At 70.6% G+C, this 24,933-nt stretch carries 19 protein-coding genes, 1 tRNA gene and 6 pseudogenes; 24 read left to right on the plus strand and 2 right to left on the minus strand.

Features of this window, described 5'->3' with window-relative positions:
- Positions 1–96: 96 nt before the first annotated feature.
- A pseudogene (locus tag ACZ4VF_RS35415) lies at positions 97–235 on the plus strand (IS5/IS1182 family transposase); the annotation flags it as partial.
- 243 nt (positions 236–478) lie between these two features.
- On the opposite strand, the pseudogene ACZ4VF_RS35420 reads toward ACZ4VF_RS35415, so the two are convergent.
- Positions 479–703 (minus strand): annotated as a pseudogene (locus ACZ4VF_RS35420) (hypothetical protein); the annotation flags it as partial.
- 1 nt (position 704) lies between these two features.
- Here ACZ4VF_RS35420 and ACZ4VF_RS35425 point away from each other — a divergent pair.
- From ACZ4VF_RS35425 to ACZ4VF_RS35435, 3 pseudogenes are all read left to right on the plus strand, one after another.
- Positions 705–1,480, plus strand: a pseudogene (locus ACZ4VF_RS35425) (FtsK/SpoIIIE domain-containing protein); the annotation flags it as partial.
- An 87-nt stretch (positions 1,481–1,567) separates the two neighbouring features.
- Positions 1,568–2,111: pseudogene (locus ACZ4VF_RS35430) on the plus strand (DUF2637 domain-containing protein); the annotation flags it as partial.
- Positions 2,106–3,491, plus strand: a pseudogene (locus ACZ4VF_RS35435) (tyrosine-type recombinase/integrase). The pseudogenes ACZ4VF_RS35430 and ACZ4VF_RS35435, both read left to right, overlap by 6 nt.
- A gap of 260 nt (positions 3,492–3,751) precedes the next feature.
- Here the strand turns inward: ACZ4VF_RS35435 and ACZ4VF_RS35440 are convergent.
- Positions 3,752–3,823 (minus strand) — tRNA-Arg (locus ACZ4VF_RS35440).
- A 187-nt stretch (positions 3,824–4,010) separates the two neighbouring features.
- Between ACZ4VF_RS35440 and ACZ4VF_RS35445 the strand changes: the two genes are divergently transcribed.
- The 20 genes and pseudogenes from ACZ4VF_RS35445 to ACZ4VF_RS35540 all read left to right on the plus strand — a co-directional run.
- Positions 4,011–4,565, plus strand: a complete 555-nt coding sequence (locus ACZ4VF_RS35445) for a response regulator (protein ID WP_467931206.1) — start codon at positions 4,011–4,013, stop codon at positions 4,563–4,565.
- A gap of 578 nt (positions 4,566–5,143) precedes the next feature.
- Positions 5,144–6,121, plus strand: a complete 978-nt coding sequence (nrtL, locus tag ACZ4VF_RS35450) for an ArgS-related anticodon-binding protein NrtL (RefSeq protein ID WP_467931182.1) — start codon at positions 5,144–5,146, stop codon at positions 6,119–6,121.
- A gap of 53 nt (positions 6,122–6,174) precedes the next feature.
- Positions 6,175–7,566 carry a diaminopimelate decarboxylase gene (gene lysA / locus ACZ4VF_RS35455; protein ID WP_467931183.1) on the plus strand — a complete coding sequence of 464 codons (1,392 nt, stop codon included), beginning with the start codon at positions 6,175–6,177 and terminating at the stop codon, positions 7,564–7,566.
- Positions 7,567–7,737: 171 nt separating this feature from the next.
- Positions 7,738–9,027, plus strand: coding sequence for a homoserine dehydrogenase (locus ACZ4VF_RS35460; RefSeq protein WP_467931207.1), 1,290 nt, complete (start codon positions 7,738–7,740; stop codon positions 9,025–9,027).
- Between the two features lie 6 nt (positions 9,028–9,033).
- The gene (gene thrC / locus ACZ4VF_RS35465; protein WP_467931185.1) at positions 9,034–10,092 is read left to right on the plus strand and encodes a threonine synthase; all 1,059 of its coding nucleotides are present in this window, start codon (positions 9,034–9,036) and stop codon (positions 10,090–10,092) included.
- Positions 10,093–10,329: 237 nt separating this feature from the next.
- The gene (gene thrB / locus ACZ4VF_RS35470) at positions 10,330–11,259 is read left to right on the plus strand and encodes a homoserine kinase (RefSeq protein WP_467931186.1); all 930 of its coding nucleotides are present in this window, start codon (positions 10,330–10,332) and stop codon (positions 11,257–11,259) included.
- Between the two features lie 403 nt (positions 11,260–11,662).
- Complete coding sequence (gene rho / locus ACZ4VF_RS35475) at positions 11,663–13,663, plus strand: transcription termination factor Rho (RefSeq protein ID WP_467931187.1); 2,001 nt, start codon at positions 11,663–11,665, stop codon at positions 13,661–13,663.
- A gap of 425 nt (positions 13,664–14,088) precedes the next feature.
- On the plus strand, positions 14,089–15,216 hold the full coding sequence (locus ACZ4VF_RS35480; protein ID WP_467931189.1) for an LCP family protein: 1,128 nt from the start codon (positions 14,089–14,091) through the stop codon (positions 15,214–15,216).
- A gap of 222 nt (positions 15,217–15,438) precedes the next feature.
- Positions 15,439–15,660: a 50S ribosomal protein L31 gene (rpmE, locus tag ACZ4VF_RS35485; RefSeq protein ID WP_015657814.1), complete on the plus strand. Its 222-nt coding sequence runs from the start codon at positions 15,439–15,441 to the stop codon at positions 15,658–15,660.
- 105 nt (positions 15,661–15,765) lie between these two features.
- Positions 15,766–16,833, plus strand: a complete 1,068-nt coding sequence (gene prfA, locus ACZ4VF_RS35490; protein ID WP_392816816.1) for a peptide chain release factor 1 — start codon at positions 15,766–15,768, stop codon at positions 16,831–16,833.
- Positions 16,834–16,890: 57 nt separating this feature from the next.
- Positions 16,891–17,736 carry a peptide chain release factor N(5)-glutamine methyltransferase gene (prmC, locus tag ACZ4VF_RS35495; protein WP_030992246.1) on the plus strand — a complete coding sequence of 282 codons (846 nt, stop codon included), beginning with the start codon at positions 16,891–16,893 and terminating at the stop codon, positions 17,734–17,736.
- A 52-nt stretch (positions 17,737–17,788) separates the two neighbouring features.
- Positions 17,789–18,436: an L-threonylcarbamoyladenylate synthase gene (locus ACZ4VF_RS35500; RefSeq protein WP_467931190.1), complete on the plus strand. Its 648-nt coding sequence runs from the start codon at positions 17,789–17,791 to the stop codon at positions 18,434–18,436.
- Positions 18,437–18,488: 52 nt separating this feature from the next.
- On the plus strand, positions 18,489–19,148 hold the full coding sequence (locus ACZ4VF_RS35505; protein ID WP_467931192.1) for an arsenate reductase/protein-tyrosine-phosphatase family protein: 660 nt from the start codon (positions 18,489–18,491) through the stop codon (positions 19,146–19,148).
- Positions 19,149–19,249: 101 nt separating this feature from the next.
- On the plus strand, positions 19,250–20,488 hold the full coding sequence (locus ACZ4VF_RS35510) for a serine hydroxymethyltransferase (protein WP_467931193.1): 1,239 nt from the start codon (positions 19,250–19,252) through the stop codon (positions 20,486–20,488).
- A gap of 140 nt (positions 20,489–20,628) precedes the next feature.
- Positions 20,629–21,984: an MraY family glycosyltransferase gene (locus tag ACZ4VF_RS35515; protein WP_467931195.1), complete on the plus strand. Its 1,356-nt coding sequence runs from the start codon at positions 20,629–20,631 to the stop codon at positions 21,982–21,984.
- Between the two features lie 303 nt (positions 21,985–22,287).
- Positions 22,288–22,728 (plus strand): hypothetical protein, encoded by a 441-nt coding sequence (locus ACZ4VF_RS35520; protein ID WP_467931196.1) that lies wholly within the window; start codon positions 22,288–22,290, stop codon positions 22,726–22,728.
- A gap of 210 nt (positions 22,729–22,938) precedes the next feature.
- A complete protein-coding gene (gene atpB / locus ACZ4VF_RS35525) occupies positions 22,939–23,775 on the plus strand; it encodes a F0F1 ATP synthase subunit A (RefSeq protein WP_467931197.1) in 837 nt (278 codons plus the stop codon).
- A gap of 72 nt (positions 23,776–23,847) precedes the next feature.
- On the plus strand, positions 23,848–24,096 hold the full coding sequence (locus ACZ4VF_RS35530; RefSeq protein WP_018544514.1) for an ATP synthase subunit c family protein: 249 nt from the start codon (positions 23,848–23,850) through the stop codon (positions 24,094–24,096).
- Positions 24,097–24,133: 37 nt separating this feature from the next.
- Positions 24,134–24,679, plus strand: a complete 546-nt coding sequence (locus tag ACZ4VF_RS35535) for a F0F1 ATP synthase subunit B (protein WP_356154718.1) — start codon at positions 24,134–24,136, stop codon at positions 24,677–24,679.
- A pseudogene (locus ACZ4VF_RS35540) lies at positions 24,676–24,933 on the plus strand (hypothetical protein); the annotation flags it as partial. The gene ACZ4VF_RS35535 and the pseudogene ACZ4VF_RS35540, both read left to right, overlap by 4 nt.

Here is a 24,933-nt window from a genome sequence, read left to right on the forward strand (position 1 = left end):
TGGCGGAGCAGTGAGTATTTTCAGTGCGCCGCTGAGCGGGTGACCTTGATACTGTGAGCGAGGGGCCGCCCGCACGCCTTGGTCGAGTGGGTCACGATGCTTATCGTCGCCCGTGGCGGTGGCTGCCTAGGCAAGATTTCCGCCGGACCAGCATGCGCTGGTCGCGCTGGTGCACCTGCGCCGACACGACACCCTTGCACGCGCAGTCGGCTTCGGGATATCCGTCGGTACCGCTCAAGGTCGGTGGAGCGGCTTTGGGCTGGAGCTGCTTTGGCGCGAGTGATGATGGCCCCCTAAGCTTCCGGCGCGTCGGGCAGTCTGTGGACCTGCTCGGTAAAGCACGACGTTGGGGCCATGATCTTCGAGGCTCGCGCCGAAGTGGCTGCCTAAAGCCGTGGAGCCGACCGCCCCAGCCGGGGGCCGGGCCACGCGCGGTGAGCGGAGCGAGCCGCCTTGAACCCGTAGAGAAATTTGGAACTCAGTCTGTGGCGCGGGCTTTGAAGTCGTATGCGCAGCCTGGTAGTTCGGTGCCTTGACGGTGCGCGAGCCGCAGGAAGAGCACCGGTCGGGTGGTCCATGTCACGCGGGTGCTGGCCTGGGTGATGGTCACCGTGCAGGGTTCGGCGCGCAAGAGGGCTCGTCTGGTCTTGATGCGGCCCTCGTACAGCCAGGTCCATGCCTCGTCGGAGGCCTCTGCGTCGAGCATGCCGCGCAAGTCAGAGGGTGGGTTTCTGAAGGTGCCGGTGGCGCTGCGGGAAGATGCCACGCCCTTCGTGCGCGACTACCGGACCATCCCGCACCAACTGACCCTTGGGGCCACGCTGTCGGGCAAGTCCATGTATCTGCGTCACCTGATCGCCGGGCTCGCCCGGCAACCGGTCGCCCTGGTCGGCATCGACTGTAAACGAGGTGTCGAACTCGCGCCCTTTGCTCCACGGCTCTCCGCCCTGGCCACCCGTGCCAATCGTGCTGTTCGTCGACGAGGTAGCGGAACTGTTCCTCGTCGCCAGGAAGAAGGAGGAGGCACGGCGAGACGAGATGGTCACCCAGCTCATCCGACTCGCCCAGCTCGGCCGCGCGGCCGGCATCTACCTGGAAGTGTGCGGGCAGCGCTTCGGCGCCGAACTGGGCAAGGGCGCAACGATGCTCCGGGCCCAGCTGACCGGCCGTGTCTGCCACTGCGTAAACGATGAGGCGTCGGCCAAGAGGGCCGCTCGGCGACATCGTCGCTGAGGCGTTCATGGCTGCCTGCGCCATCGCCCCCGAGCGCCCCGGCCTGGCCGTGGCGGGCGACACTTCGGGCGGCTGGTCCCGCATCCGCACGCCATACCTCTCCCTCGGCGATGCCGCCGAGATCTGCCGGGACTCTGCCCGCCTGATGCCCGACGTGCCGTCCCTGAAGCCGTTCCGGCCCGACGTGCCCGTGCGACCGGTCGAGAAAGCGGCTCCGGTCGTGCGGCCGCTCCCGGTGAGCGACTGACCCTTCCACCTGCCCCCTTCGCTCGGCGTGACCGCCCCACGCCACGTCCCTACCCCTCCCATGCCTGAGCCCAGAAGGAACCGCATCGTGCGCGCCCAACGGGCCCGCGTGGACGCGGTGCTCGCCCAGGCGGTCATCGCCGCAGCGCTGTCCTTCGCCCACCTGCAAGACATCGCCTCGGCTGCCGGGCAGGACGGTTGGAAAGCGTGGGCCTATCCCATTTCGGTTGACCTGCTCCTGGTCGCCGCCTGGCGTTGGCTGCGGACGAGTGACGCGAAAGCGGCCGGGTGGTGCTGGTTCGTCATCGCGCTCGCCGCCTCCCTAGGCGCGAACGTCGCCACGGCCGGACTGCTCGACATGCAACAGGTGCCGGCCTGGCTGCGCATCCTCGTTGCGGGCTGGCCCGCGGTCGCCTTCCTCGGTGGAACCGTCCTCGCTCACTCCGCGCCGACGACTACCACCGCCGACGTCGAGGAGATCGAGGACCGGGAGGACGTGCCCGAACCCGCACCCGAGCCGCCCGCGCAACCGCTCACCGTCGCGCCACCGCCCGAGCGTCCCGGCCGCTCTCGTCGAACACGCCCGCAAGGTCGCCGATGAGCACCGGGCCCGTACCGGAACCCCCATCGACTACAAGGCTTCCGTCTGGAAGCTGTCGGTCAACAAGATCACCAAGAAGCCGACTCACCTCGTGCGCTGGACGGTCGACGGGGAGCCGTTTAGCGAGTCGTACAAGACCAAGACGCTGGCCGACCGCTTCCGGGCCAAGCTGGTGCGGGCGTTCGACGAGGGGCGAGCCGTTCGACACCGTGACCGGTCTGCCCGACTCGCTGCGCGGTGGCAAGGCGGCGCCGTCCTTTGTGGACCTGGCGGTGAAGTACGTCGATGCGCGGTGGACGGAGGCGTCGGCCAAGCAACGGGACAGCATGACCGATGCGCTGGCTACGGTCGTTCCCGTCCTGGTGAAGCCGGGGCGGGGGCGGCCCGCTCCCGAGGTGCTGCGGCGGGCGCTGCGGCCCTACGTTCTGCCTGTACCTCGCAGGGAGCGCGAGCGTCCGGAGGAGATCGTTATGGCGGTGAAGTGGATCGAGAAGGCGTCGCTGCCGGTGGCGGAACTGCAAGAGATCACCCGGGCGCATGACCTGATCGATGCGCTGGGCCGGCGGCTGGATGGCAAGCCTGCGGTGACGCAGACGTACCGGCGGCGGCGTGCCGTGGTCTTCAACGCGCTTGAGTACGCCGTGGAACTGGAGTACCTGCCGTCCAATCCGTTGAGTCGGGTTCGGCGTAAGCGGGGCAAGCGGGCGCTACAGGAGGTTAACCGCCGGGTGGTGGTCAACCCTCGGCAGGCGCGGGACCTGCTGACTGCGCTCACGTATGTGGGCGGCTACGACCGGGCGAGCGGCCGGCGGCTGCGGGCGTTCTTCGGGTGTCTGTACTACGCGGCCATGCGACCTGGGGAGGTCCTCGGTCGTCGCCGGTCAGACTGCACACTTCCGGCGTCGGGCTGGGGCCGTATCGAGCTGGCGGAGACCCGACCCACGGCCGGCAAGGCGTGGACGGACTCCGGGGAAGCGCACGACCGGCGCGGACTGAAGCAGCGGGCCCACGGTGAGGTGAGGGTCGTGCCGATTCCGCCTCCACTGGTGCGGCTGCTCCGCGAGCACTTGGAAGAGTTCGGCACTGCGGAGGACGGTCGGCTGTTCTCCAGCGAGCGGGGCATGTGATCGCTGCCTCGTCGTACTCCCGGGCGTGGAAGCAGGCTCGGGAACTCGCGCTCGTGCCCGATCAGGTGGACTCTGTCCTGGCCTTCCGCCCGTACGACCTCCGGCACGCCGGCGTCTCCCAGTGGCTGAATTCCGGAGTGCCGGCGCCGGAGGTCGCCGCTCGCGCGGGCCACTCGGTCGACGTCCTGCTGAAGATCTACGCCAAGTGCATCGAAGGCCAAGAGGAGGAGATGAACGACCGGATCATGCAAGGGCTGCGGGAAGGGAATGACCCTACGGACTGACAGCCGAACATGACCGACTGACGGAAGCCCCGGGCTGCAAACGTCCGGGGCTTCGGCCTGTCCACGGTTGGTCCACAGGGCTACTCTCAAGGACCGCGAAACGGCCTCTGACCTGCCGCTCCGACTCTCAAGATCAACACGCTATTACAACGTGATCATTGGTAAACGCCTGCTTCCGGCGGCATCCGCCTGCACATACGCGAAGACCCCGCACTCAGCTAACTCGCTGATGGCGGGGTCTTTGACACACTTACACAGTGTGCCCCCGGCAGGATTCGAACCTGCGCACACGGCTCCGGAGGCCGTTGCTCTATCCCCTGAGCTACGGGGGCGTGTCGGCTGCGGAGCTTCTCGCTCGCGGCGACGTGTAGAACACTAGCAGGTCCGCGGGGGTGATCAGGAACCCGTTTCCCCGGGCGTGGGCGGGCGGGTCCCCTGTAGGGGGTGGAAGTGGGGAAAACCCGGACGCGGTGGCCGGTCCGGACCTACTCTCGACGTGTGCCAGGCGCTCCCGGCCGGGTGCTTGTTGTGGACGACAACAAGGTCATCCGGCAGCTGATCAGGGTCAACCTCGAACTGGAAGGGCTAGAGGTCGTGACCGCGGCCGATGGTGCCGAGTGTCTGGACGTGGTGCACCAGGTGCGGCCCGACGTCGTCACGCTCGACGTCGTCATGCCTCGGCTGGACGGGCTCCGCACCGCCGCCCGGCTCCGGGCCGATCCCCGTACGCGCCACCTGCCCCTCGCGATCATCAGCGCGTGCACGCAGTACGAGGTCGAGACCGGCCTCGATGTCGGGGTGGACGCCTTCCTCGCCAAGCCCTTCGAACCCGCCGAGCTGGTACGCCTGGTGAAGCACCTCGTCGAGCGGCGGACCGGGCCCGAGGGTCATGGGGGAGCCGCGCCCGGAGGAGATCTCGGTGGCGGGGATCGAGGAGAGGGCGACCCGGGCGGAGAAGACCGGAGCAGGGGAGACCGGAGCGGAGACGGCGACGGGGACGGGGACGTTGAGTCCGCCGGCTCCGGCAGCCCCTACGACGACGGCGTTCCCGGCGGCATGCATTTCGGCGGGTGAGCCGGCCTCCACCTCGGCCATCCCGGGCCGACGCCCCGGTGGCCACCAGTCCCACGTCGGCCCGCTGCATCCCGCCCCCGGCCGAGCCCGCTGATGGGTCACCGACCCCCGGTCGCCATCCCCCCAGTCGCGCCCCGGGCACCCCACCCCCGCCGGCCTCCTGGTGGGTCACCAACTCTGGGCCGAGCCCGCCGTGGGTACCGGGCCCCGGTCGCCACCCCCCAGCTGCAGCCCCCGAGCACCACCCCCCGGGGCCCCTGGTGGGTCACCGACCCCCGGCCGCACCCCGGTCGCCATCGCAACCGCACCAGGCCGCACGCCGGTCGCCACCCCAGCCGCACCCAGGCCGCACCGCGATCGCCACCCAGCCGCACCCCGGTCCCCACCCCAACCGCACCCAGGCCGCCCCCCGGACACCACCCCACCCCCCACCCGGGACCCACCAACCCCCACCGCCCCCCACGGACACGGACACACCACCCCCCACGCCCCCACAGACACCCCACCCCCACCCCCCACCCACCCCCACCCCCCAACCGACTGGCACCCCCACCCCCCACCTCCCCTACGCTTGTCCCGTGACCCCCGTCGAGTTGTCCCGCACCGTGCTGCGCGCGGTGCGTCGTGCTGTCGACGACGGGGAGCTGAGTGTGGCCGTGCCCGAGCGGGTCGTGGTGAGGGAGCCGGGGCCCGGGGGGTGCGGGGACTTCGCCACCACCGTCGCCCTGCAGCTGGCCCGGCCGGCCGGGCAGCCTGCGCTGCGGGTCGCCGAGATCCTGCGGGGCCGTCTCGTCGGTGCCGAGGGGATCCGTGACGTCGTCGTCACGGGGGCGGGGTTCCTCAACATCAGTCTCGAGGGCCGGGTCGATCCCGTCGCGGGGCTCGTGCGGGAGATAGGGGAGAAGGGCGCCCGGTACGGGCACGGGGACGCGCTCGCCGGGCAGGTCGTCGTGCTCCGGGTGCCGTACGAGGTGCGGGCCGAGGTGGTCGCCGACGCCGTCGTACGCCTCGTGGCGGCCCAGGGCGGGCGCGCCACCGTCGAGCATGGTGAGCCCGCCACCCTGCGGCCCGTGCCCGCGCCCGAGGATCCCGCGCCGCTCGGGGCCGATGCCGCCCGGTGGGCCCTGCTCCACCCCGCCCCGCACGACCGGCCCAGGATCACCGCCGATCACCTGGTCCAGCGGGAGGGCAATCCGCTGTTCCGGGTGCGGTACGCGCACGCCCGCGTCCGTTCCCTCGGCCGTAACGCCGGCCGGCTGGGGTTCGCCGCCGAGCCGGGGCCGCTGGGGGACACGAAGACCTCCCTGTACACCCCGCTCGCCGAGCACCCCCGTATCCTCGCCGGGGCCGCCATCCACCGTGCCCCGGACCGGCTCGCCCGGCATCTCGTCACCGTCGCCGATGCCGTGCTGCCCCTGCTGCCCTCCGTGCTTCCCGTCGGTGAGGAGAAACCCTCGGCCGCCCACCGGGCCCGGCTGGCGCTTGCCGAAGCCGCCGGGACGGTGCTGGCCGGTGGCCTGTCCCTGCTCGGCATCGACGCACCCGAACATCTCTGAGCGCCCGTGCAGACGCGCCCCCGGAGAGAGACAGAGAGTCTGAGAGCCACGTCATGAGCCGTTCCGCCCATCCCGCCGGACCCCGCCACGCCGACGTCCTGCCCGAGGGGCACTACTCCGCCCCGCCCGCCGACCTCAACGCCCTGGACCCGAAGGTGTGGGCGCAGACCGTCACGCGCGGCGAGGACGGTGCGGTCACGGTCGGCGGGATCCCCGTCGGCCGGCTCGCCGAGGAGTACGGCACCCCCGCCTACATCCTCGACGAGACCGACTTCCGGGCCCGAGCGCGGGCCTGGCGCACCGCGTTCGGTCCGGACGCCGATGTCTTCTACGCCGGCAAGGCCTTCCTCTCCCGGGCCGTCGTGCGATGGCTGCACGAGGAGGGGCTGAACCTGGACGTCTGCTCCGGTGGTGAACTGGCCACCGCGCTGTCCGCCGGGATGCCCGCCGACCGCATCGCCTTCCACGGCAACAACAAGTCCGCCGAGGAGATCACCCGGGCCGTCGAGGCCGGTGTCGGGCGCATCGTCCTCGACTCCTTCCAGGAGATCGTGCGTGTGGCCCATGCGGCGCAGTCGCTCGGGAAGCGGCAGCGGGTCCAGATCCGGGTGACCGTGGGCGTGGAGGCGCACACCCACGAGTTCATCGCCACCGCCCACGAGGACCAGAAGTTCGGGATCCCGCTCGCCGGCGGGCAGGCCGCCGAGGCCGTGCGGCGGGCCCTGCAGCTCGACGGGCTGGAACTGATCGGGATCCACTCCCACATCGGGTCGCAGATCTTCGACATGTCCGGTTTCGAGGTGGCCGCCCACCGGGTCGTGGGGCTGCTGAAGGACATCCGTGACGAGCACGGGGTCGAGCTGCCCGAGATCGACCTCGGAGGCGGGCTCGGTATCGCCTACACCAGCGACGACGACCCCCGTGAGCCGCACGAGATCGCCAAGGCGCTCACCGAGATCGTCACCCGCGAGTGCGAGGCCGCCCGGCTGCGGACGCCCCGGATCTCCGTCGAGCCCGGACGCGCCGTCGTCGGGCCGACGGCCTTCACGCTGTACGAGGTCGGCACCGTCAAGCCGCTCGACGGACTGCGCACCTACGTCTCCGTCGACGGCGGCATGTCGGACAACATCCGCACCGCGCTGTACGACGCCGAGTACAGCGTCGCCCTGGTGTCCCGGACCTCCGACGCCGCGCCCATGCTCGCGCGGGTCGTCGGCAAGCACTGCGAGAGCGGGGACATCGTGGTCAAGGACGCCTTCCTGCCCGCGGACCTGGCACCGGGCGACCTCGTCGCCGTACCGGCCACGGGTGCCTACTGCCGGTCGATGGCCAGCAACTACAACCATGTGCTCCGGCCGCCCGTCGTCGCCGTACGCGACGGCGAGGCCCGGGTGATCGTCCGGCGTGAGACGGAGGAGGATCTTCTGCGTCTCGACGTGGGGTGATCCCCACCTGCCGGAACTCCGGGTGGCGGGATGAGCGCAGTGGAAGATCTGCGGCGTCCGCCCCCGTGGAAATGAAATTGATGTCTCACAATCCGGACGTAGGGTAGAAACTCCCGTCCGGTGAGTGAGACTGGTCCAACCGTAGACGGTATGAGGAAACGAGGTCGGATGATGCGTACGCGTCCGCTGAAGGTGGCGCTGCTGGGCTGTGGGGTTGTCGGCTCAGAGGTGGCGCGCATCATGACGACGCACGCCGACGACCTCGCGGCCCGGATCGGCGCCCCGGTCGAGCTGGCCGGGGTCGCCGTGCGGCGCCCCGGCAAGGTGCGCGAGGGCATCGACCCGAGCCTGGTCACCACCGACGCCACCGCCCTCGTCAAACGGGGGGACATCGACGTCGTGGTCGAGGTCATCGGGGGGATCGAGCCGGCCCGGACGCTCATCACCACCGCCTTCGAGCACGGCGCCTCCGTCGTCTCCGCCAACAAGGCCCTGCTCGCCGAGGACGGGGCCGCCCTGCACGCCGCGGCGGAGCGCAACGGCAAGGACCTCTACTACGAGGCCGCCGTCGCCGGTGCCATCCCGCTGATCCGGCCGCTGCGCGAGTCGCTCGCCGGCGACAAGGTCAACCGGGTGCTCGGCATCGTCAACGGCACCACCAACTTCATCCTCGACAAGATGGACTCCACCGGCGCCGGGTACCAGGAGGCCCTGGACGAAGCCACCGCCCTGGGGTACGCCGAGGCCGACCCGACCGCCGACGTCGAGGGCTTCGACGCCGCCGCCAAGGCCGCCATCCTCGCCGGGATCGCCTTCCACACGCGCGTGCGCCTCGACGACGTCTACCGCGAGGGCATGACCGAGGTCACCGCCGCCGACTTCGCCTCCGCCAAGGAGATGGGCTGCACCATCAAGCTGCTCGCCATCTGCGAGCGGTCGAAGGACGGCACGTCGGTCACCGCGCGCGTGCACCCCGCGATGATCCCGCTCACCCACCCGCTCGCCTCCGTGCGCGGCGCGTACAACGCCGTCTTCGTGGAGAGCGACGCCGCCGGGCAGTTGATGTTCTACGGCCCCGGCGCCGGCGGTTCGCCCACCGCCTCCGCCGTCCTCGGTGACCTCGTCGCCGTCTGCCGCAACCGGCGGGGCGGTGCCACCGGGCCCGGCGAGTCGGCGTACGCCGACCTGACCGTCTCCCCGATGGGCGAGGTCGTCACCCGGTACCACATCAGCCTCGACGTTGCCGACAAACCGGGCGTGCTCGCCCAGGTCGCCACCGTCTTCGCCGAACACGGCGTGTCGATCGACACCGTTCGGCAGCAGGGCAAGGACGGCGAGGCCTCCCTCGTCGTCGTCACCCACCGGGCCTCCGACGCCTCCCTCTCCGGGACCGTCGAGGCACTGCGCAAGCTCGACACCGTGCGGGGTGTCGCCAGCATCATGCGGGTTGAAGGAGAGTAACCAGCAATGACCCACCAGTGGCGCGGAATCATCGAGGAGTACCGGGACAGGCTGCCGGTATCCGACACCACGCCGGTCGTGACGCTCCGCGAGGGCGGCACGCCCCTCGTGCCCGCGCAGGTGCTCTCCGAGCGCACGGGCTGCGAGGTCCACCTGAAGGTGGAGGGCGCCAACCCGACCGGGTCCTTCAAGGACCGCGGTATGACCATGGCCATCAGCAAGGCCAAGGAGGAGGGCGCGAAGGCCGTCATCTGCGCCTCCACCGGCAACACCTCCGCCTCCGCCGCCGCGTACGCGGTGCGCGCGGGCATGGTGTCGGCCGTCCTCGTGCCGCAGGGCAAGATCGCCCTCGGCAAGATGGGCCAGGCCCTCGTGCACGGCGCGAAGATCCTCCAGGTCGACGGCAACTTCGACGACTGCCTCACCCTGGCGCGGGGCCTGAGCGAGAACTACCCCGTCGCACTGGTGAATTCGGTCAACCCGGTGCGGATCGAGGGGCAGAAGACGGCCGCCTTCGAGATCGTGGACATGCTCGGCGACGCGCCCGACATCCACGTCCTCCCGGTCGGCAACGCGGGCAACATCACGGCCTACTGGAAGGGCTACAAGGAGTACGCCGCCGACGGCGTCGCCGGCAGGACCCCTCGCATGTGGGGCTTCCAGGCGTCCGGCAGTGCTCCGATCGTGCGCGGCGAGGTCGTCAAGGACCCCTCCACCATCGCCACCGCCATCCGCATCGGCAACCCGGCCTCCTGGCAGTACGCCCTCCAGGCCCGCGACGAGTCCGGCGGTGCCATCGACGAGGTGACGGACCGTGAGATCCTGCGCGCCTACCGCCTGTTGGCCGCGCAGGAGGGCGTCTTCGTGGAGCCCGCCTCCGCCGCCTCCGTGGCCGGTCTGCTCAAGGCCGTCGAGCAGGGCAAGGTCGACCGGGGCCAGCGCATCGTGTGCACCGTCACCGGCAACGGCCTGAAGGACCCGGACTGGGCCGTCGCCGGCGCCCCGCAGCCGGTCACCGTCCCGGTCGACGCGGCCACCGCGGCCGAGCGGCTGGGCCTCGCCTGAGCGTCCGGCACCGGGGTTCTCCCTGACAGGGAGCACAGGGGGCTTGCGACACGCATCGTGCGCCTCCTGTGCGCCCTATGTCGCCACAGAACCTTCCTTCGATAGGCTGTATCGAAACCCGCCCGCTGCATATGCCCTCGCACACGGGCGGCACCGCGCCCTCTGCGCGGCCTGAGGGTCTTTCGTACGTATCGAGTGTCTTCGACAGTCACGCAGCTCAAGGAGAGTCAACGAGCGATGGCCGGTCCAGCGTTCCGAGCCGCCGCCGTCCGGGTGCGCGTTCCCGCCACCAGCGCCAACCTCGGTCCGGGCTTCGACGCCCTGGGCCTCGCGCTGGGGCTCTACGACGACGTGGTCGTCCGGGTGGCCGACTCCGGGCTGCACATCGACATCGCGGGCGAGGGCGGCGAGACCCTGCCGCGGGACGAGAGCCACCTCCTCGTCCGCTCCCTGCGCACGGCCTTCGACCTGCTGGGCGGTCAGCCCCGCGGCCTGGAGATCGTCTGCGCCAACCGCATCCCGCACGGCCGGGGCCTCGGCTCCTCCTCGGCCGCCATCTGCGCCGGCATCGTCGCCGCCCGCGCGGTGACCATAGGCGGCGAGGCCCGCCTGGACGACGCCGCCCTGCTGGAGCTGGCCACCGAGATCGAGGGCCACCCGGACAACGTGGCCGCGTGTCTGCTCGGTGGTTTCACCCTGTCCTGGATGGAGGCCGGCACCGCCCGGGCCATCAGGATGGAGCCGCACGATTCCATCGTTCCGGTGGTTTTCGTACCCGGAAAGCCGGTCCTGACCGAGACCGCGCGCGGCCTGCTCCCGCGCACCGTGCCGCACGTCGACGCCGCCGCCAACGCCGGCCGCGCCGCCCTGCTCGTCGAGGCCCTGACCAGGCGTCCCGAGCTGCTGCTGCCCGCCACCGAGGACCGTCTGCACCAGGAGTACCGCGCCCCGGCCATGCCGGACAGCGCCGCGCTGGTGGAGCGGCTGCGGGCCGACGGCATCCCGGCCGTGATCTCGGGCGCCGGGCCGACCGTCATGGCCCTCGCCGACGCCGAGAGCGCCGACAAGGTCTCCCACCTCGCGGGTGAGGGCTGGGCCGCCAACCGGCTGGACCTGGACCTCCTGGGAGCGAGCGTGCTGCCGCTCGCGACCCCCACCGTTGATTGACTCCACACGGTTGCCGGATTTGGAGAGGGGGAATGTTTGTTGGATCCGGTAGTGTTAATCTCAAGTCTGCACCCGACCCCACCATGGCGAGGTGCCTCGTGTCCCCGTCCGGGACAGACATTCTTCCGGGAGCCTCCCGCGCCACTCCGTGTTCCGTGCGTCGTACCTGGGCAGTACGTCGTATGCGAGTACTGAGGCCGCCGGGCACGCTTCGGAATCGGTGCTACCACACCACGTGACACTGGGTGCCACGACTCGCGGAAGCGCCATCACCGCACATTTCTTCCGCCGCTTTGGCGGACCACCGCCCCGGCACGGTTCACAGAAGACAGGACCGTAGTCGGACAGCACAACCGGTCGCCGAGCCAGACAGGCCGACGTCCGCTCCAGGGAAGGACCCTTCGTGAGCGACACCACCGATCTGATGGGCGCACGTGTCGAGGAGACCGCTGCCGCGCCCTCCACGGACGCCTCCGCGCCTGCCACCGGTGCCGGCTCCCGGCGGCGCCGCGGTACCGGCCTCGAGGGCATGGTGCTGGCCGAGCTGCAGCAGGTCGCCTCGGGCCTCGGGATCAGGGGCACCGCGCGCATGCGCAAGAGCCAGCTGATCGAGGTCATCAAGGAGGCGCAGGCCGCCGGGGGAGCCCCCGCCGCCAAGGCCGACACCGCCACCGAGACCAAGCCGAAGCGCCGGGCCACCTCCAAGGCCCGCACCGGCGACGACGCCGAGAAGAAGGCGCCGAAGGCGGCCGAGGCCCCCGCCGAGAAGGCCGTGGCCCAGCAGCAGATCGAGATTCCCGGCCAGCCCGCCTCCGACGACGCCCCGACCGAGCGCCGTCGTCGCCGCGCCACCGCCGAGGCGGGCAGCCCGGCCGCGGGCAGCGCCGAGACCGTCGCCGCCGAGGCCAAGGCCGAGCCCAAGGCCGAGACGTCCGCACAGCAGCAGCCGCAGCAGCAGGGCGAGGCCAAGGGCGACGCCGGTGACGGCGAGGGCCGTGGCCGCCGGGACCGCCGCGAGCGCGGCCGGGACCGCGACCGCCGCAACAAGGGCGACGACCAGCAGGGCCAGGGCGGCGGCCGCCAGGACCGGCAGGACCGGCAGCAGCAGGGCCAGCAGCAGGGCGGCGGCCGTCAGGACCGCAACACCGGCCCGCAGGACGACGACGACTTCGAGGGCGGCCGTCGCGGCCGTCGCGGGCGCTACCGCGACCGCCGTGGCCGCCGTGGCCGTGACGAGATCGCCGAGCCGCAGGTCGCCGAGGACGACGTCCTGATCCCGGTCGCGGGCATCCTGGACATCCTCGACAACTACGCCTTCATCCGGACCTCCGGCTACCTGCCCGGCCCGAACGACGTGTACGTCTCCCTCGCCCAGGTCCGCAAGAACGGCCTGCGCAAGGGTGACCACGTCACCGGTGCGGTCCGCCAGCCGAAGGAGGGCGAGCGCCGCGAGAAGTTCAACGCGCTGGTCCGCCTCGACTCCGTCAACGGCATGGCGCCCGAACACGGCCGTGGCCGCCCGGAGTTCAACAAGCTCACCCCGCTCTACCCGCAGGACCGCCTCCGCCTGGAGACGGACCCGGGCGTGCTCACCACCCGCATCATCGACCTGGTGTCGCCGATCGGTAAGGGGCAGCGTGGTCTGATCGTGGCCCCGCCGAAGACCGGCAAGACCATGATCATGCAGGCGATCGCCAACGCGATCACGCACAACAACCCCGAGTGCCACCTGATGGTCGTCCTCGTCGACGAGCGTCCGGAAGAGGTCACCGACATGCAGCGGTCGGTCAAGGGCGAGGTCATCTCCTCGACCTTCGACCGTCCGGCCGAGGACCACACGACCGTCGCCGAGCTGGCCATCGAGCGGGCCAAGCGACTGGTCGAGCTGGGCCACGACGTGGTCGTGCTGCTCGACTCGATCACGCGTCTGGGCCGCGCCTACAACCTGGCCGCCCCCGCCTCCGGCCGCATCCTGTCCGGTGGTGTCGACTCCACGGCCCTCTACCCGCCGAAGCGGTTCTTCGGTGCGGCGCGGAACATCGAGGACGGCGGCTCGCTGACCATCCTCGCCACCGCCCTGGTGGACACCGGGTCCCGCATGGACGAGGTGATCTTCGAGGAGTTCAAGGGCACCGGCAACATGGAGCTCAAGCTCGACCGCAAGCTCGCCGACAAGCGCATCTTCCCGGCGGTGGACGTGGACGCGTCCGGCACCCGTAAGGAAGAGATCCTGCTCGGCAACGAGGAGCTGGCCGTCGTCTGGAAGCTCCGCCGCGTCCTGCACGCGCTGGACCAGCAGCAGGCGATCGAGCTGCTTCTCGACAAGATGAAGCAGACCAAGTCGAACGTCGAGTTCCTGATGCAGATCCAGAAGACGACGCCGACGCCCGGCAACGGCGACTGACGTCCGTCCCGGCCCCAGGCACCGGAAGGCCGCCCCCCGTCCCCCGCGGACGGGGGGCGGCCTTCCGGCTTCCACGGCGCGCCGGTGCCTGCGGCCCGCGCGGCGCGCGGCCGGAGGCACGGACGTGCCGAAAAGGTCACAGGTACGAGCGGGTCACAAAGGCCGCAAGCGAGATCTTTGCCACAGGCGTCCGCGTGGGCACCGCTTTCCGGACGTACCGGCCGGGGGCGCGAAACCGCAGGTGAGAGCGGTTCGCGCGAACCGGCCGGCCACGCACCGTGCCCGTCGCCGTACGCGGTGGGCACAGAGCGTCGTGCAACCCTTTTCCGAGTTCCTCCGTCTGACCAGGCGGAGCGACGATGGAGGGTGACGACCGCCCGACCCTGACCACAGGGGGTACCCGACCGCCGAGACCTAGGAGCGATGTGGCCGCCGAGAGCACTCAGCCCGCCATACCCGAGCCGGGCACGGCCCCGCGCCGCCGGGGCAAGGGCCGCCGACGCAAGGCCCCCAGCACCGGCCGCAAGGCGCTGCGTGCGACGGCCTGGACGGCCGTGGGCGTGGTCGTCCTCGGCGGAGCCGGCGCCGGGTACCTGTACTTCAAGCTCAACGGCAACCTGCACAGCGTCGACATCAACCAGGCCCTCGGCAGCGACCGGCCGACGAAGATCGACAACGGCTCCCAGAACATCCTGGTCCTCGGCTCGGACACCCGCTCCGGCAAGAACAAGAAGCTCGGCGGCGGCGCGGACGACGGCAGCGCCCGCTCCGACACCGCGATGATCGTGCACGTGTACAAGGGCCACAAGCGGGCCAGCGTGGTCTCCGTCCCCCGGGACACCCTGGTGGACCGCCCCGGGTGCACCGACACCAAGGGCACCGTGCATCCCCCGGCGTCCGGCGTGATGTTCAACGAGGCGTACTCCACCGGCGGCGCGGCCTGCGCGGTGAAGACCGTCGAGTCGATCACCGGCATCCGCATGGACCACTACCTGGAGGTCGACTTCGAGGGCTTCCAGCGGCTCATCGTCGACCTCGGCGGCGTCGAGGTCACGACGACCAGGAGCATCAAGGACCCGCAGAGCCACCTGGACCTGAAGGCCGGCACCCACACGCTCGACGGCGAGCAGGCCCTCGGCCTGGTCCGCACCCGGCACGGCGTGGGCGACGGCTCCGACCTCGGCCGCATCCAGCTCCAGCAGGCCTTCGTCAAGGCACTGATCGACCAGGTCAAGCACGTCGGCGTCTTCACGAACCCGAAGAAGCTGTACGACCTCGCCGACACCGCCACCAAGGCCGTCACCACCGACTCCGACCTCGGCTCGGTCAACTCCCTGATCGACTTCGCCGGCGGCCTCAAGGGCATCAGCTCGTCCCACATGAAGATGGTCACGATGCCCGTCCAGTACGACCCGGCCAACCCCAACCGCGTCCTGCTGGAGAAGACCAAGGCCCAGCAGGTCTGGGACGCTCTGAAGAACGACAGGCCGATCCCGGAGTCGGCCACGAAGGGCACGGCCACGGGCGAGGCCAAGGGCGTCGTGACCGGCTGACCGGCTAACCGGCCGACCTGCCTGGGGGCCGCCGCCGCACCCTGACCGGGCCGCACGCCCCCGCACACCGGGCCGCGTGCCCCCGCACCCCGGGAATAGAACAATCGCACCCCCGGTTTGGGAGGATGGCGCCAGTCCTGGCAGACTGGTACGTCGGCTCCGGTTCACGCTCCCGCACCCCGCGGCGGCGACCCGGCGCCCTCCCGGAACCTAGGAGACACCTTGAAGCGCGACATCCACCCCGAGTACGTCGAGACGCAGGTCAGCTGCACCTGTGGCGCGTCGTTCACCACCCGTAGCACCATCGAGTCCGGCACCATCCGGGCCGAGGTCTGCTCCGAGTGCCACCCGTTCTACACGGGCAAGCAGAAGATCCTCGACACCGGTGGCCGTGTGGCCCGCTTCGAGGCCCGCTTCGGCAAGGCTGCCGGCTCCAAGAAGTAGCGAGCCCCAATGCGCCGGTCCACGGTCGCGCCCGCCACGGGTGTGCCCGGGACCGGCGTTTTTGGTCGCCCGTCCTTCCCCACACCGCAGTACAGGAGCCGAAAGATGTTCGAGGCCGTCGAGGAACTCGTCGCCGAGCACGCCGACCTGGAGAAGAAGCTCGCCGACCCGTCGGTCCACGCCGACCAGGCGAACGCGCGCAAGCTCAACAAGCGCTACGCCGAGCTGACCCCGATCGTCGCCACGTACCGCTCCTGGAAGCAGACCGGCGACGACATCGAGACCGCGCGCGAGTTCGCCGCCGACGACCCGGACTTCGCCGCCGAGGTCAAGGACCTGGAGAAGCAGCGCGAGGAGCTGACGGAGAAGCTCCGCCTCCTGCTGGTCCCGCGCGACCCGAGTGACGACAAGGACGTCATCCTGGAGATCAAGGCGGGCGCGGGCGGCGACGAGTCGGCGCTGTTCGCCGGCGACCTGCTGCGCATGTACCTGCGCTACGCCGAGCGCGTCGGCTGGAAGACCGAGATCATCGACGCCACCGAGTCCGAGCTGGGCGGCTACAAGGACGTCCAGGTCGCGGTGAAGACCCGCGGGCAGACCGAGCCCGGCCAGGGCGTCTGGGCCCGGCTGAAGTACGAGGGCGGGGTGCACCGGGTGCAGCGCGTCCCGGCCACCGAGTCGCAGGGCCGTATCCACACCTCCGCGGCCGGTGTCCTCGTCACCCCCGAGGCCGAGGAGGTGGACGTGGAGATCAACCCCAACGACCTCCGCATCGACGTCTACCGGTCCTCCGGCCCGGGCGGCCAGTCCGTGAACACCACCGACTCCGCCGTGCGCATCACGCACATCCCGACCGGAGTCGTCGCCTCCTGCCAGAACGAGAAGAGCCAGCTCCAGAACAAGGAGCAGGCCCTGCGCATCCTGCGCTCCAGGCTGCTCGCCATGGCCCAGGAGGAGGCGGAGAGGGAGGCCGCCGACGCCCGTCGCAGCCAGGTCCGCACCGTCGACCGCTCCGAGAAGATCCGCACCTACAACTTCCCGGAGAACCGCATCTCGGACCACCGGGTCGGCTTCAAGGCGTACAACCTGGACCAGGTCCTGGACGGCGACCTCGACGCGGTCATCCAGGCCTGCGTCGACGCCGACTCGGCGGCGAAGCTCGCCGCCGCGTAAGACACGTACGCACGTACGGGCTCAAGCACGAGCACGAGTACGACACGGAGGACTCGCGTGAACCTGCTGCTCGCGGAGGTGGCCCAGGCCACCCAGCGGCTGGCCGACGCCGGCGTGCCCTCGCCGCGCACCGACGCGGAGGAGCTGGCCGCGTTCGTGCACGGCGTGAAGCGCGGCGAACTGCACTCCGTGAAGGACGCCGACTTCGACGCCCGGTACTGGGAGGTCATCGCCCGGCGCGAGCAGCGCGAGCCGCTGCAGCACATCACCGGGCGGGCCTACTTCCGCTACCTGGAACTGCAGGTCGGCCCCGGGGTGTTCGTGCCCCGGCCGGAGACCGAGTCCGTGGTGGGCTGGGCCATAGACGCCGTACGCGCCATGGACGTGGTCGAGCCCTGCATCGTCGACCTGTGCACCGGCTCCGGCGCCATCGCGCTCGCCCTCGCCCAGGAGGTCCCGCGCTCCCGGGTGCACGCCGTGGAGCTGTCCGAGGACGCCCTGGTGTGGACGCGCAAGAACGTGGCCGGCTCCCGGGTGGACCTGCGCCAGGGCGACGCGCTGACCGCCTTCCCGGACCTCGACGGCCAGGTCGACCTGGTCATCTCCAACCCGCCGTACATCCCGCTCACCGAGTGGGAGTACGTCGCCCCCGAGGCCCGCGACTACGACCCGGAGATGGCGCTGTTCTCCGGTGAGGACGGCCTCGACCTCATCCGGGGCATCGAACGCACCGCGCACCGGCTGCTGCGCCCGGGCGGCGTCGTCGTGATCGAGCACGCCGACACCCAGGGCGGCCAGGTGCCGTGGATCTTCACCGAGGAGCGGGGCTGGGCCGACGCGGCCGATCATCCGGACCTCAACAACCGCCCGCGGTTCGCCACCGCCCGCAAGGCGCTGCCGTGAGCACCCCGCAGACGTCCACCCCGCAGCACGTGTACGAGGAGGCCAGCTAGACATGGCACGGCGATACGACACCAACGACGCGACCGACCGCGTGACGGGTCTGCGCGAAGCCGCGTCCGCCGTCCGCCGGGGCGAGCTGGTGGTGCTGCCGACCGACACGGTGTACGGCATCGGCGCCGACGCGTTCTCCTCCGAGGCCGTCGCCGAGCTGCTCGACGCCAAGGGCCGGGGCCGCAACATGCCCACCCCCGTCCTCATCGGCTCCCCGAACACCCTGCACGGTCTCGTCACGGACTTCTCCGAGATGGCCTGGGAGCTCGTCGACGCGTTCTGGCCGGGCGCGCTGACGCTCGTCGCCAAGCACCAGCCGTCCCTCCAGTGGGACCTCGGCGACACCCGCGGCACGGTCGCCGTCCGCATGCCGCTGCACCCGGTCGCCATCGAGCTGCTCACCGAGGTCGGCCCGATGGCCGTCTCCTCGGCGAACCTCACCGGCCACCCGGCGCCGGAGGACTGCGACGCCGCCCAGGACATGCTCGGCGACTCCGTCTCCGTCTACCTCGACGGCGGCCCCACCCCGGCCAACGTGCCGTCGTCCATCGTGGACGTCTCGCGCCAGGTGCCGGTGCTGCTGCGCGCCGGCGCGCTCTCCGCGGAGGAGCTGCGCAAGGTCGTACCCGACCTTGAGGTGGCGAATTGACGGCCCCTGAATCCCCCAGGCTCTCGGTTCCGCTCGAGCAGGGGGTGCCCCCATGCGTGGCATAGGCGGCGGGGGCTACAGCGCGGAGGAGACGACGACGTTCGGGTTCCCCCGCGACACCTTCCGCATCCTCCACGTCAGCACCGGCAACGTGTGCCGCTCGCCCATCACCGAGCGGCTGACCCGTCACTTCGTCGCGGAGCGGCTCGGCGTGCTCGGCGGCGGGCTGATCGTGGAGAGCGCCGGCACCTGGGGCCACGAGGGCGCGCCCATGGAGTCCCACGCGGAGACCGTGCTGGCCGAGTTCGGCGCGGACCCCACCGGGTTCACCGGCCGGGAGCTGCTGGACGAGCACGTGATCCGGGCCGACCTGGTGCTGACCGCGACCCGCGACCACCGCGCCCAGGTCATCTCCATGGGGCACTCGGCGGGCCTGCGCACCTTCACCCTGAAGGAGTTCACCCGGCTGGTCCGGGCGATAGATCCGGCCACCCTGCCGCCGCTGGAGGACGGCGTGGTCATGCGGGCCCGGGCGCTGGTGCGCGCGGCGGCGGCCCTGCGCGGCTGGCTGCTCGCCCCGACCGCCGAGGCGGACGAGGTGTACGACCCGTACGGCGCCCCGCTGACCTTCTTCCGGTCCATCGGCGACGAGATACGGGACGCGCTGGATCCGGTGGTGACGGCGCTGACCGGGGTACCGGCGCGCAGGTAACGCGTACGCCGTCCGGCAGCAAGGGCTGCGACGACCGCGCGTGCGCCGCTGCCCGGGCCTACATTGGGGATACGTCACCGTCGACCGCCCGGGAGCCCGCCATGTCGGTCACCCCCACCCTCGAGACCGACGTCCTGCGGCGACAGGACCCGGCGATGGCCGAGATCCTGCTCGGAGAGCTGACGCGGCAGTCGACCACGCTCCAGCTGATCGCCGCCGAGAACTTCTGCTCGCCGGCCGTGCTGGCGGCCCTCGGCTCCCCGCTCGCCAACAAGTACGCCGAGGGCTACCCCGGCGCCCGGCACCACGGCGGCTGCGAACTGGTCGACGTCGCCGAGCGCGCCGCCATCGACCGCGCCAGGGCCCTGTTCGGCGCCGAGCACGCCAACGTCCAGGCACACTCCGGCTCCTCCGCGGTCCTGGCCGCCTATGCCGCCCTGCTGCGCCCCGGGGACACCGTCCTGGCCCTCGGCCTGCCCCATGGCGGTCACCTCACGCACGGCTCCCCGGCGAACTTCTCCGGCCGCTGGTTCGACTTCGTCGGCTACGGCGTGGACGCGGAGACCGGGCTCATCGACCACGACCAGGTCCGTCACCTGGCGCGCAACCACCGGCCGAAGGCCATCGTCTGCGGCTCGATCGCCTACCCCCGTCACATCGACTACGCCTTCTTCCGCGAGGTCGCCGACGAGGTCGGGGCCTATCTGATCGCGGACGCGGCGCACCCGATCGGGCTGGTCGCCGGGGGCGCGGCCCCCAACCCGGTGCCGTACGCCGACATCGTGTGCGCGACCACCCACAAGGTGCTGCGCGGCCCCCGCGGCGGGATGATCCTGTGCGGCGCCGAGCTGGCGGAGCGCGTCGACCGGGCCGTCTTCCCCTTCACCCAGGGCGGTGCCCAGATGCACACCATCGCCGCCAAGGCCGTCGCGTTCGGCGAGGCGGCGACGCCGGCGTTCACCGTGTACGCCCATCAGGTGGTCGCCAACGCCCGGGTGCTCGCCGGTCACCTGGCCGCCGAGGGGCTCGTCGTGACCACCGGCGGCACGGACACCCACCTGATCACGGCGGACCCGGCCCCGCTCGGGGTGGAGGGCCGTACCGCGCGCGGCCGGCTCCTCGCCGCCGGTCTGGTGCTGGACTGCTGCGCGCTGCCGCACGGCGACGGCCGCGGCCTGCGTCTGGGCACGGCCGCGGTGACCACCCAGGGCATGGGCGAGCCGGAGATGGTGCGGATCGCGGCGCTGCTGGCGGCCGTGCTGCGCGGTGAGCGGGAGCCTGCCGCGGCGCGGGAGGAGGTGCGCGCACTGACCGGCCAGTTTCCGCCGTATCCCGGCTGAAGCGGGGTGGCCGACCGGGGTGCGCGGCCACGCGTACAGCCACGCGTGCAACCATCGTCGCTACCCGGCAGTCCTCATCCATATGCATCCGTCGCTAGGGTGTGGGGCTGTGATGGCCAGCGAGACCTGTGGGGAAGCCCGTGCGTGAATACCTCCTGACGCTCTGCATCACGGCCGCGGTGACGTATCTGCTGACAGGGCCGGTACGCAAGTTCGCGATCGTGGCCGGGGCGATGCCGGAGATCCGGGCCCGGGACGTGCACCGGGAGCCCACTCCGCGCCTCGGCGGTATCGCGATGTTCTTCGGCCTGTGCGCCGGTCTGCTGGTCGCCGACCACCTGACCAACCTCAACGAGGTCTTCGCGAAGTCCAACGAACCGCGGGCGCTGCTCTCCGGGGCCGCCCTGATCTGGCTGATCGGCGTCCTGGACGACAAGTTCGAGATCGACGCGCTGATCAAGCTGGGCGGTCAGATGATCGCCGCGGGCGTGATGGTCATGCAGGGTCTGACGATCCTGTGGCTGCCCATCCCGGGCGTCGGCAACGTCGCCCTGACCCAGTGGCAGGGCACGCTCCTGACGGTCGCCCTGGTGGTCATCACGATCAACGCGGTGAACTTCGTGGACGGCCTGGACGGCCTCGCGGCCGGCATGGTGTGCATCGCGGCGGGCGCGTTCTTCCTCTACGCCTACCGGATCTGGTACTCGTACGGCATCGAGGCCGCCGCCCCCGGCACGCTGTTCGCGGCCATCCTGATGGGCATGTGCCTGGGCTTCCTGCCGCACAACATGCACCCCGCCCGGATCTTCATGGGCGACTCGGGCTCGATGCTGATCGGTCTGGTGCTGTCGGCCGGCGCGATCTCGATCACCGGCCAGGTGGACCCGGACGCGCTGAACCTGTACGCCGGTTCGGAGAAGGCGGCGGTCCACCAGACGGTCCCGGTGTACATCCCCCTGCTGCTCCCGCTGACGATCATCGCCGTACCGGCCGCCGACCTCGTGCTGGCGATCGTCCGCCGCACCTGGCGCGGCCAGTCGCCGTTCGCCGCCGACCGCGGGCACCTGCACCACCGCCTGCTGGAGATCGGCCACTCGCACAGCCGGGCCGTGCTGATCATGTACTTCTGGTCGGCGCTGATCGGCTTCGGGGCGCTGGCGTACTCGGTCAACTCGGCGTCGATGTGGATCGTGCTGGGCGTGGTCTTCCTGAGCGCGATCGGCCTGGTCCTGCTGCTGCTCCCGCGCTTCACCCCGCGCGTGCCGGTGTGGGCGCAGCGGTTCGTGCCGCCGCGGTACCGCAGGCGCGGCCTGGGCGCGGGGAACGCCGTCGCGGCGGAGGCCGCCGAGCCCTCGGAGGCCCAGGAGGCCCGAGCGGCCGCCCAGGACCAGCAGGCCCCGGAACCGGGCGAGCGCACCCCCGTTCCGGCGGGCGCCCCGACCGTCAACGGGGCGACTGCGATCAGCGCTCGTTCGCGTCTGATCGACCGTCGTTGAGACGCTCAAGGTAAGAATCTGACTAGAGCATTGCCAACTCGTGGGGGAGCGTATGCCCCCAATACCAGTCAAGTCACCCCGGTTCTTGCACAGACGCGCACGGTCACTCTCATGTGTGACAGCAAGCACACCCAACAGGTAAAGACCTCATCAAATAGTTTGTGATACGGTTCACGAGAACCCGGGATAGGACCGAAGGACCTGAGTGCGACGGTCCGAAGGTGTGAGGTCTCGATCACTCAGCCCGGGACTACGCTCGTCCATGACGACACCCTGCCCCCTTGTGAAAGCGGAGTTGCCGCCATGCCGTCCAATGACGCCCGGATCCTGGCCCAGGCCGCCGTACCCACGGCTGCCGTCGGCGCCATCGCCGCCGTTGTCAGCGGGGTGGTCGCCGGTGGCAAGGGGGCCATCGGGGCCGTCGTCGGGACGCTGGTGGTGATCGCGTTCATGGGTCTCGGCCTCTACGTGCTCCAGCGCACCGCCAAATCCTTTCCCCAGCTGTTCCAGATGATGGGCCTGATGCTCTACGCGGCCCAGCTGTTGCTGCTGGTCATCTTCGTCGCCCTGTTCAAGAACACGACGCTGTTCAACCCGCGTGCCTTCGCCATCGCCCTCGTGGTCGCCACCCTGACGTGGATCGCCGCGCAGGCGCGTGCGCACATGAAGGCCAAGATCCTCTACGTCGATCCCGATGCCTCGTCGAAGGGCGACAAGCCCGAGAAGACAGGGCACTCGTCGTGAGGGGTAGGGCCGGGATAAAGGCGCACGAGAGATGCTGCTATCGTCCGGTGCCAACTGCGGCATCGCGGGCGCGGGTATCTGAGCTGACGCCTGCTCAATCGCGAGGCGAGATGCCCCACAGCCGCCCCCACATCCGTAACACCAGTCCCGTGCCGAACCGCGGCCGTACGCCGCGCCGACACAACGAGGTTGCCGTACCTATGCGCCACGATGAAGGAGCCCGCGGTGAGTGCTGACCCGACGCAGACGCTCGCTTTCGACACGAGCTGCCACCTGTTCGACGGGTGCGGCTTCCCGGCTCCGGGCCTGCACTCGTTCCTGTTCAAGCCGCTCGTCGGCGACGCGGACAGCAACTTGTACTTCAACAAGACGATGCTGCTGGCGCTGCTCGGTTCCATCATCATCGTGGGCTTCTTCTGGGCCGCCTTCGCCAAGCCGAAGGTCGTCCCGGGCAAGCTCCAGCTGGTGGCCGAGGCCGGTTACGACTTCGTGCGCCGCGGCGTCGTCTACGAGACGATCGGCAAGAAGGAAGGCGAGAAGTACGTTCCGCTCGTCGTCTCGCTCTTCTTCTTCGTCTGGATGATGAACGTCTGGTCGATCGTCCCGGTCGCCGCGTTCCCGGTCACGGCGATCATCTCGTACCCCGCCGTCCTCGCCGGCATCGTCTACGTCATCTGGGTCTCGCTGACCTTCAAGCGGCACGGTTTCGTCGGCGCCTTCAAGAACTTCACCGGCTACGACAAGACGCTCGGCCCGGTGCTGCCGCTGTCGATGACGATCGAGTTCTTCTCGAACCTGCTCGTGCGGCCCTTCACCCACGCCGTGCGACTCTTCGCGAACATGTTCGCCGGTCACACGCTGCTGCTGCTCTTCACGATCGCCAGCTGGTACATGCTGAACGGCATCGGCATCGCCTACTCCGGTGTCTCGTTCGTCATGGTCATCGTGATGACCGCCTTCGAGCTCTTCATCCAGGCTGTCCAGGCGTACGTCTTCGTACTGCTGACCTGCAGCTACATCCAGGGCGCGCTCGCCGAGCACCACTGAGCCACCCCACCACCCACCCAGACATCCGGTGGCCAACCCCCACCGGTCATTGAAAGAGAAGGAAGAACCGGCATGTCCGCTCTCGAAACCCTTGCCGCCGGCGTCCAGATCAAGGGCAACCTCGGCTCCATCGGTTACGGTCTCGCCGCCATCGGCCCGGGCGTCGGCGTCGGCATCATCTTCGGTAACGGCACGCAGGCTCTCGCCCGCCAGCCCGAGGCGGCCGGTCTGATCCGCGCCAACCAGATCCTCGGCTTCGCCTTCTGTGAGGCGCTCGCCCTGATCGGTCTGGTCATGCCGTTCGTCTACCCGGCCTCCTGACCCGACCGCCGCGCACCAATAGACGAAAGGCACTGATATGAGCCCCCTGGTTCAGCTGGCGGCTGAGGAGGCCGAGAACCCCCTCATCCCGCCGATCCCAGAGCTCGTCATCGGCCTGATCGCCTTCGTCATCGTCTTCGGCTTCCTGGCCAAGAAGCTCCTCCCGAACATCAACAAGGTTCTGGAAGAGCGCCGCGAAGCCATCGAGGGCGGTATCGAAAAGGCCGAGGCCGCGCAGACCGAGGCCCGTAGCGTCCTTGAGCAGTACAAGGCCCAGCTCGCCGAGGCCCGGCACGAGGCCGCGCGGCTGCGCCAGGAGGCGCAGGAGCAGGGTGCCGCGCTCATCGCCGAGATGCGGGCCGAGGGCCAGCGTCAGCGCGAGGAGATCGTCGCCGCCGGTCACGCCCAGATCGAGGCCGACCGCAAGGCCGCCGCTTCGGCGCTGCGTCAGGACGTCGGCAAGCTCGCCACCGACCTGGCCGGCAAGCTCGTCGGCGAGTCCCTCGAGGACCACGCCCGTCAGAGCCGTGTGATCGACCGCTTCCTCGACGAGCTTGAGGAGAAGGCCGAGGCCACGCGATGAACGGAGCGAGCCGCGAGGCCCTGGCAGCCGCACGTGAGCGTCTCGACGCGCTGACGGACTCCACGTCCGTGGACGCCGTCCGGCTCGCGGACGAGCTGGCGGCCGTCACCGCGCTGCTCGACCGCGAGGCCGGCCTGGGGGGGGGGGGGGGCGGGGGGGGGGGGGAGGGAGGGGGGGGGGGGGGGAGGGGGGGGGGGATGGCATTGGGGGACGTTGGGGGAACCAACCGCAACCCAGCAAGCACAACTGGCGAG

The sequence above is a fragment of the Streptomyces sp. NPDC029151 genome, assembly GCF_055564315.1.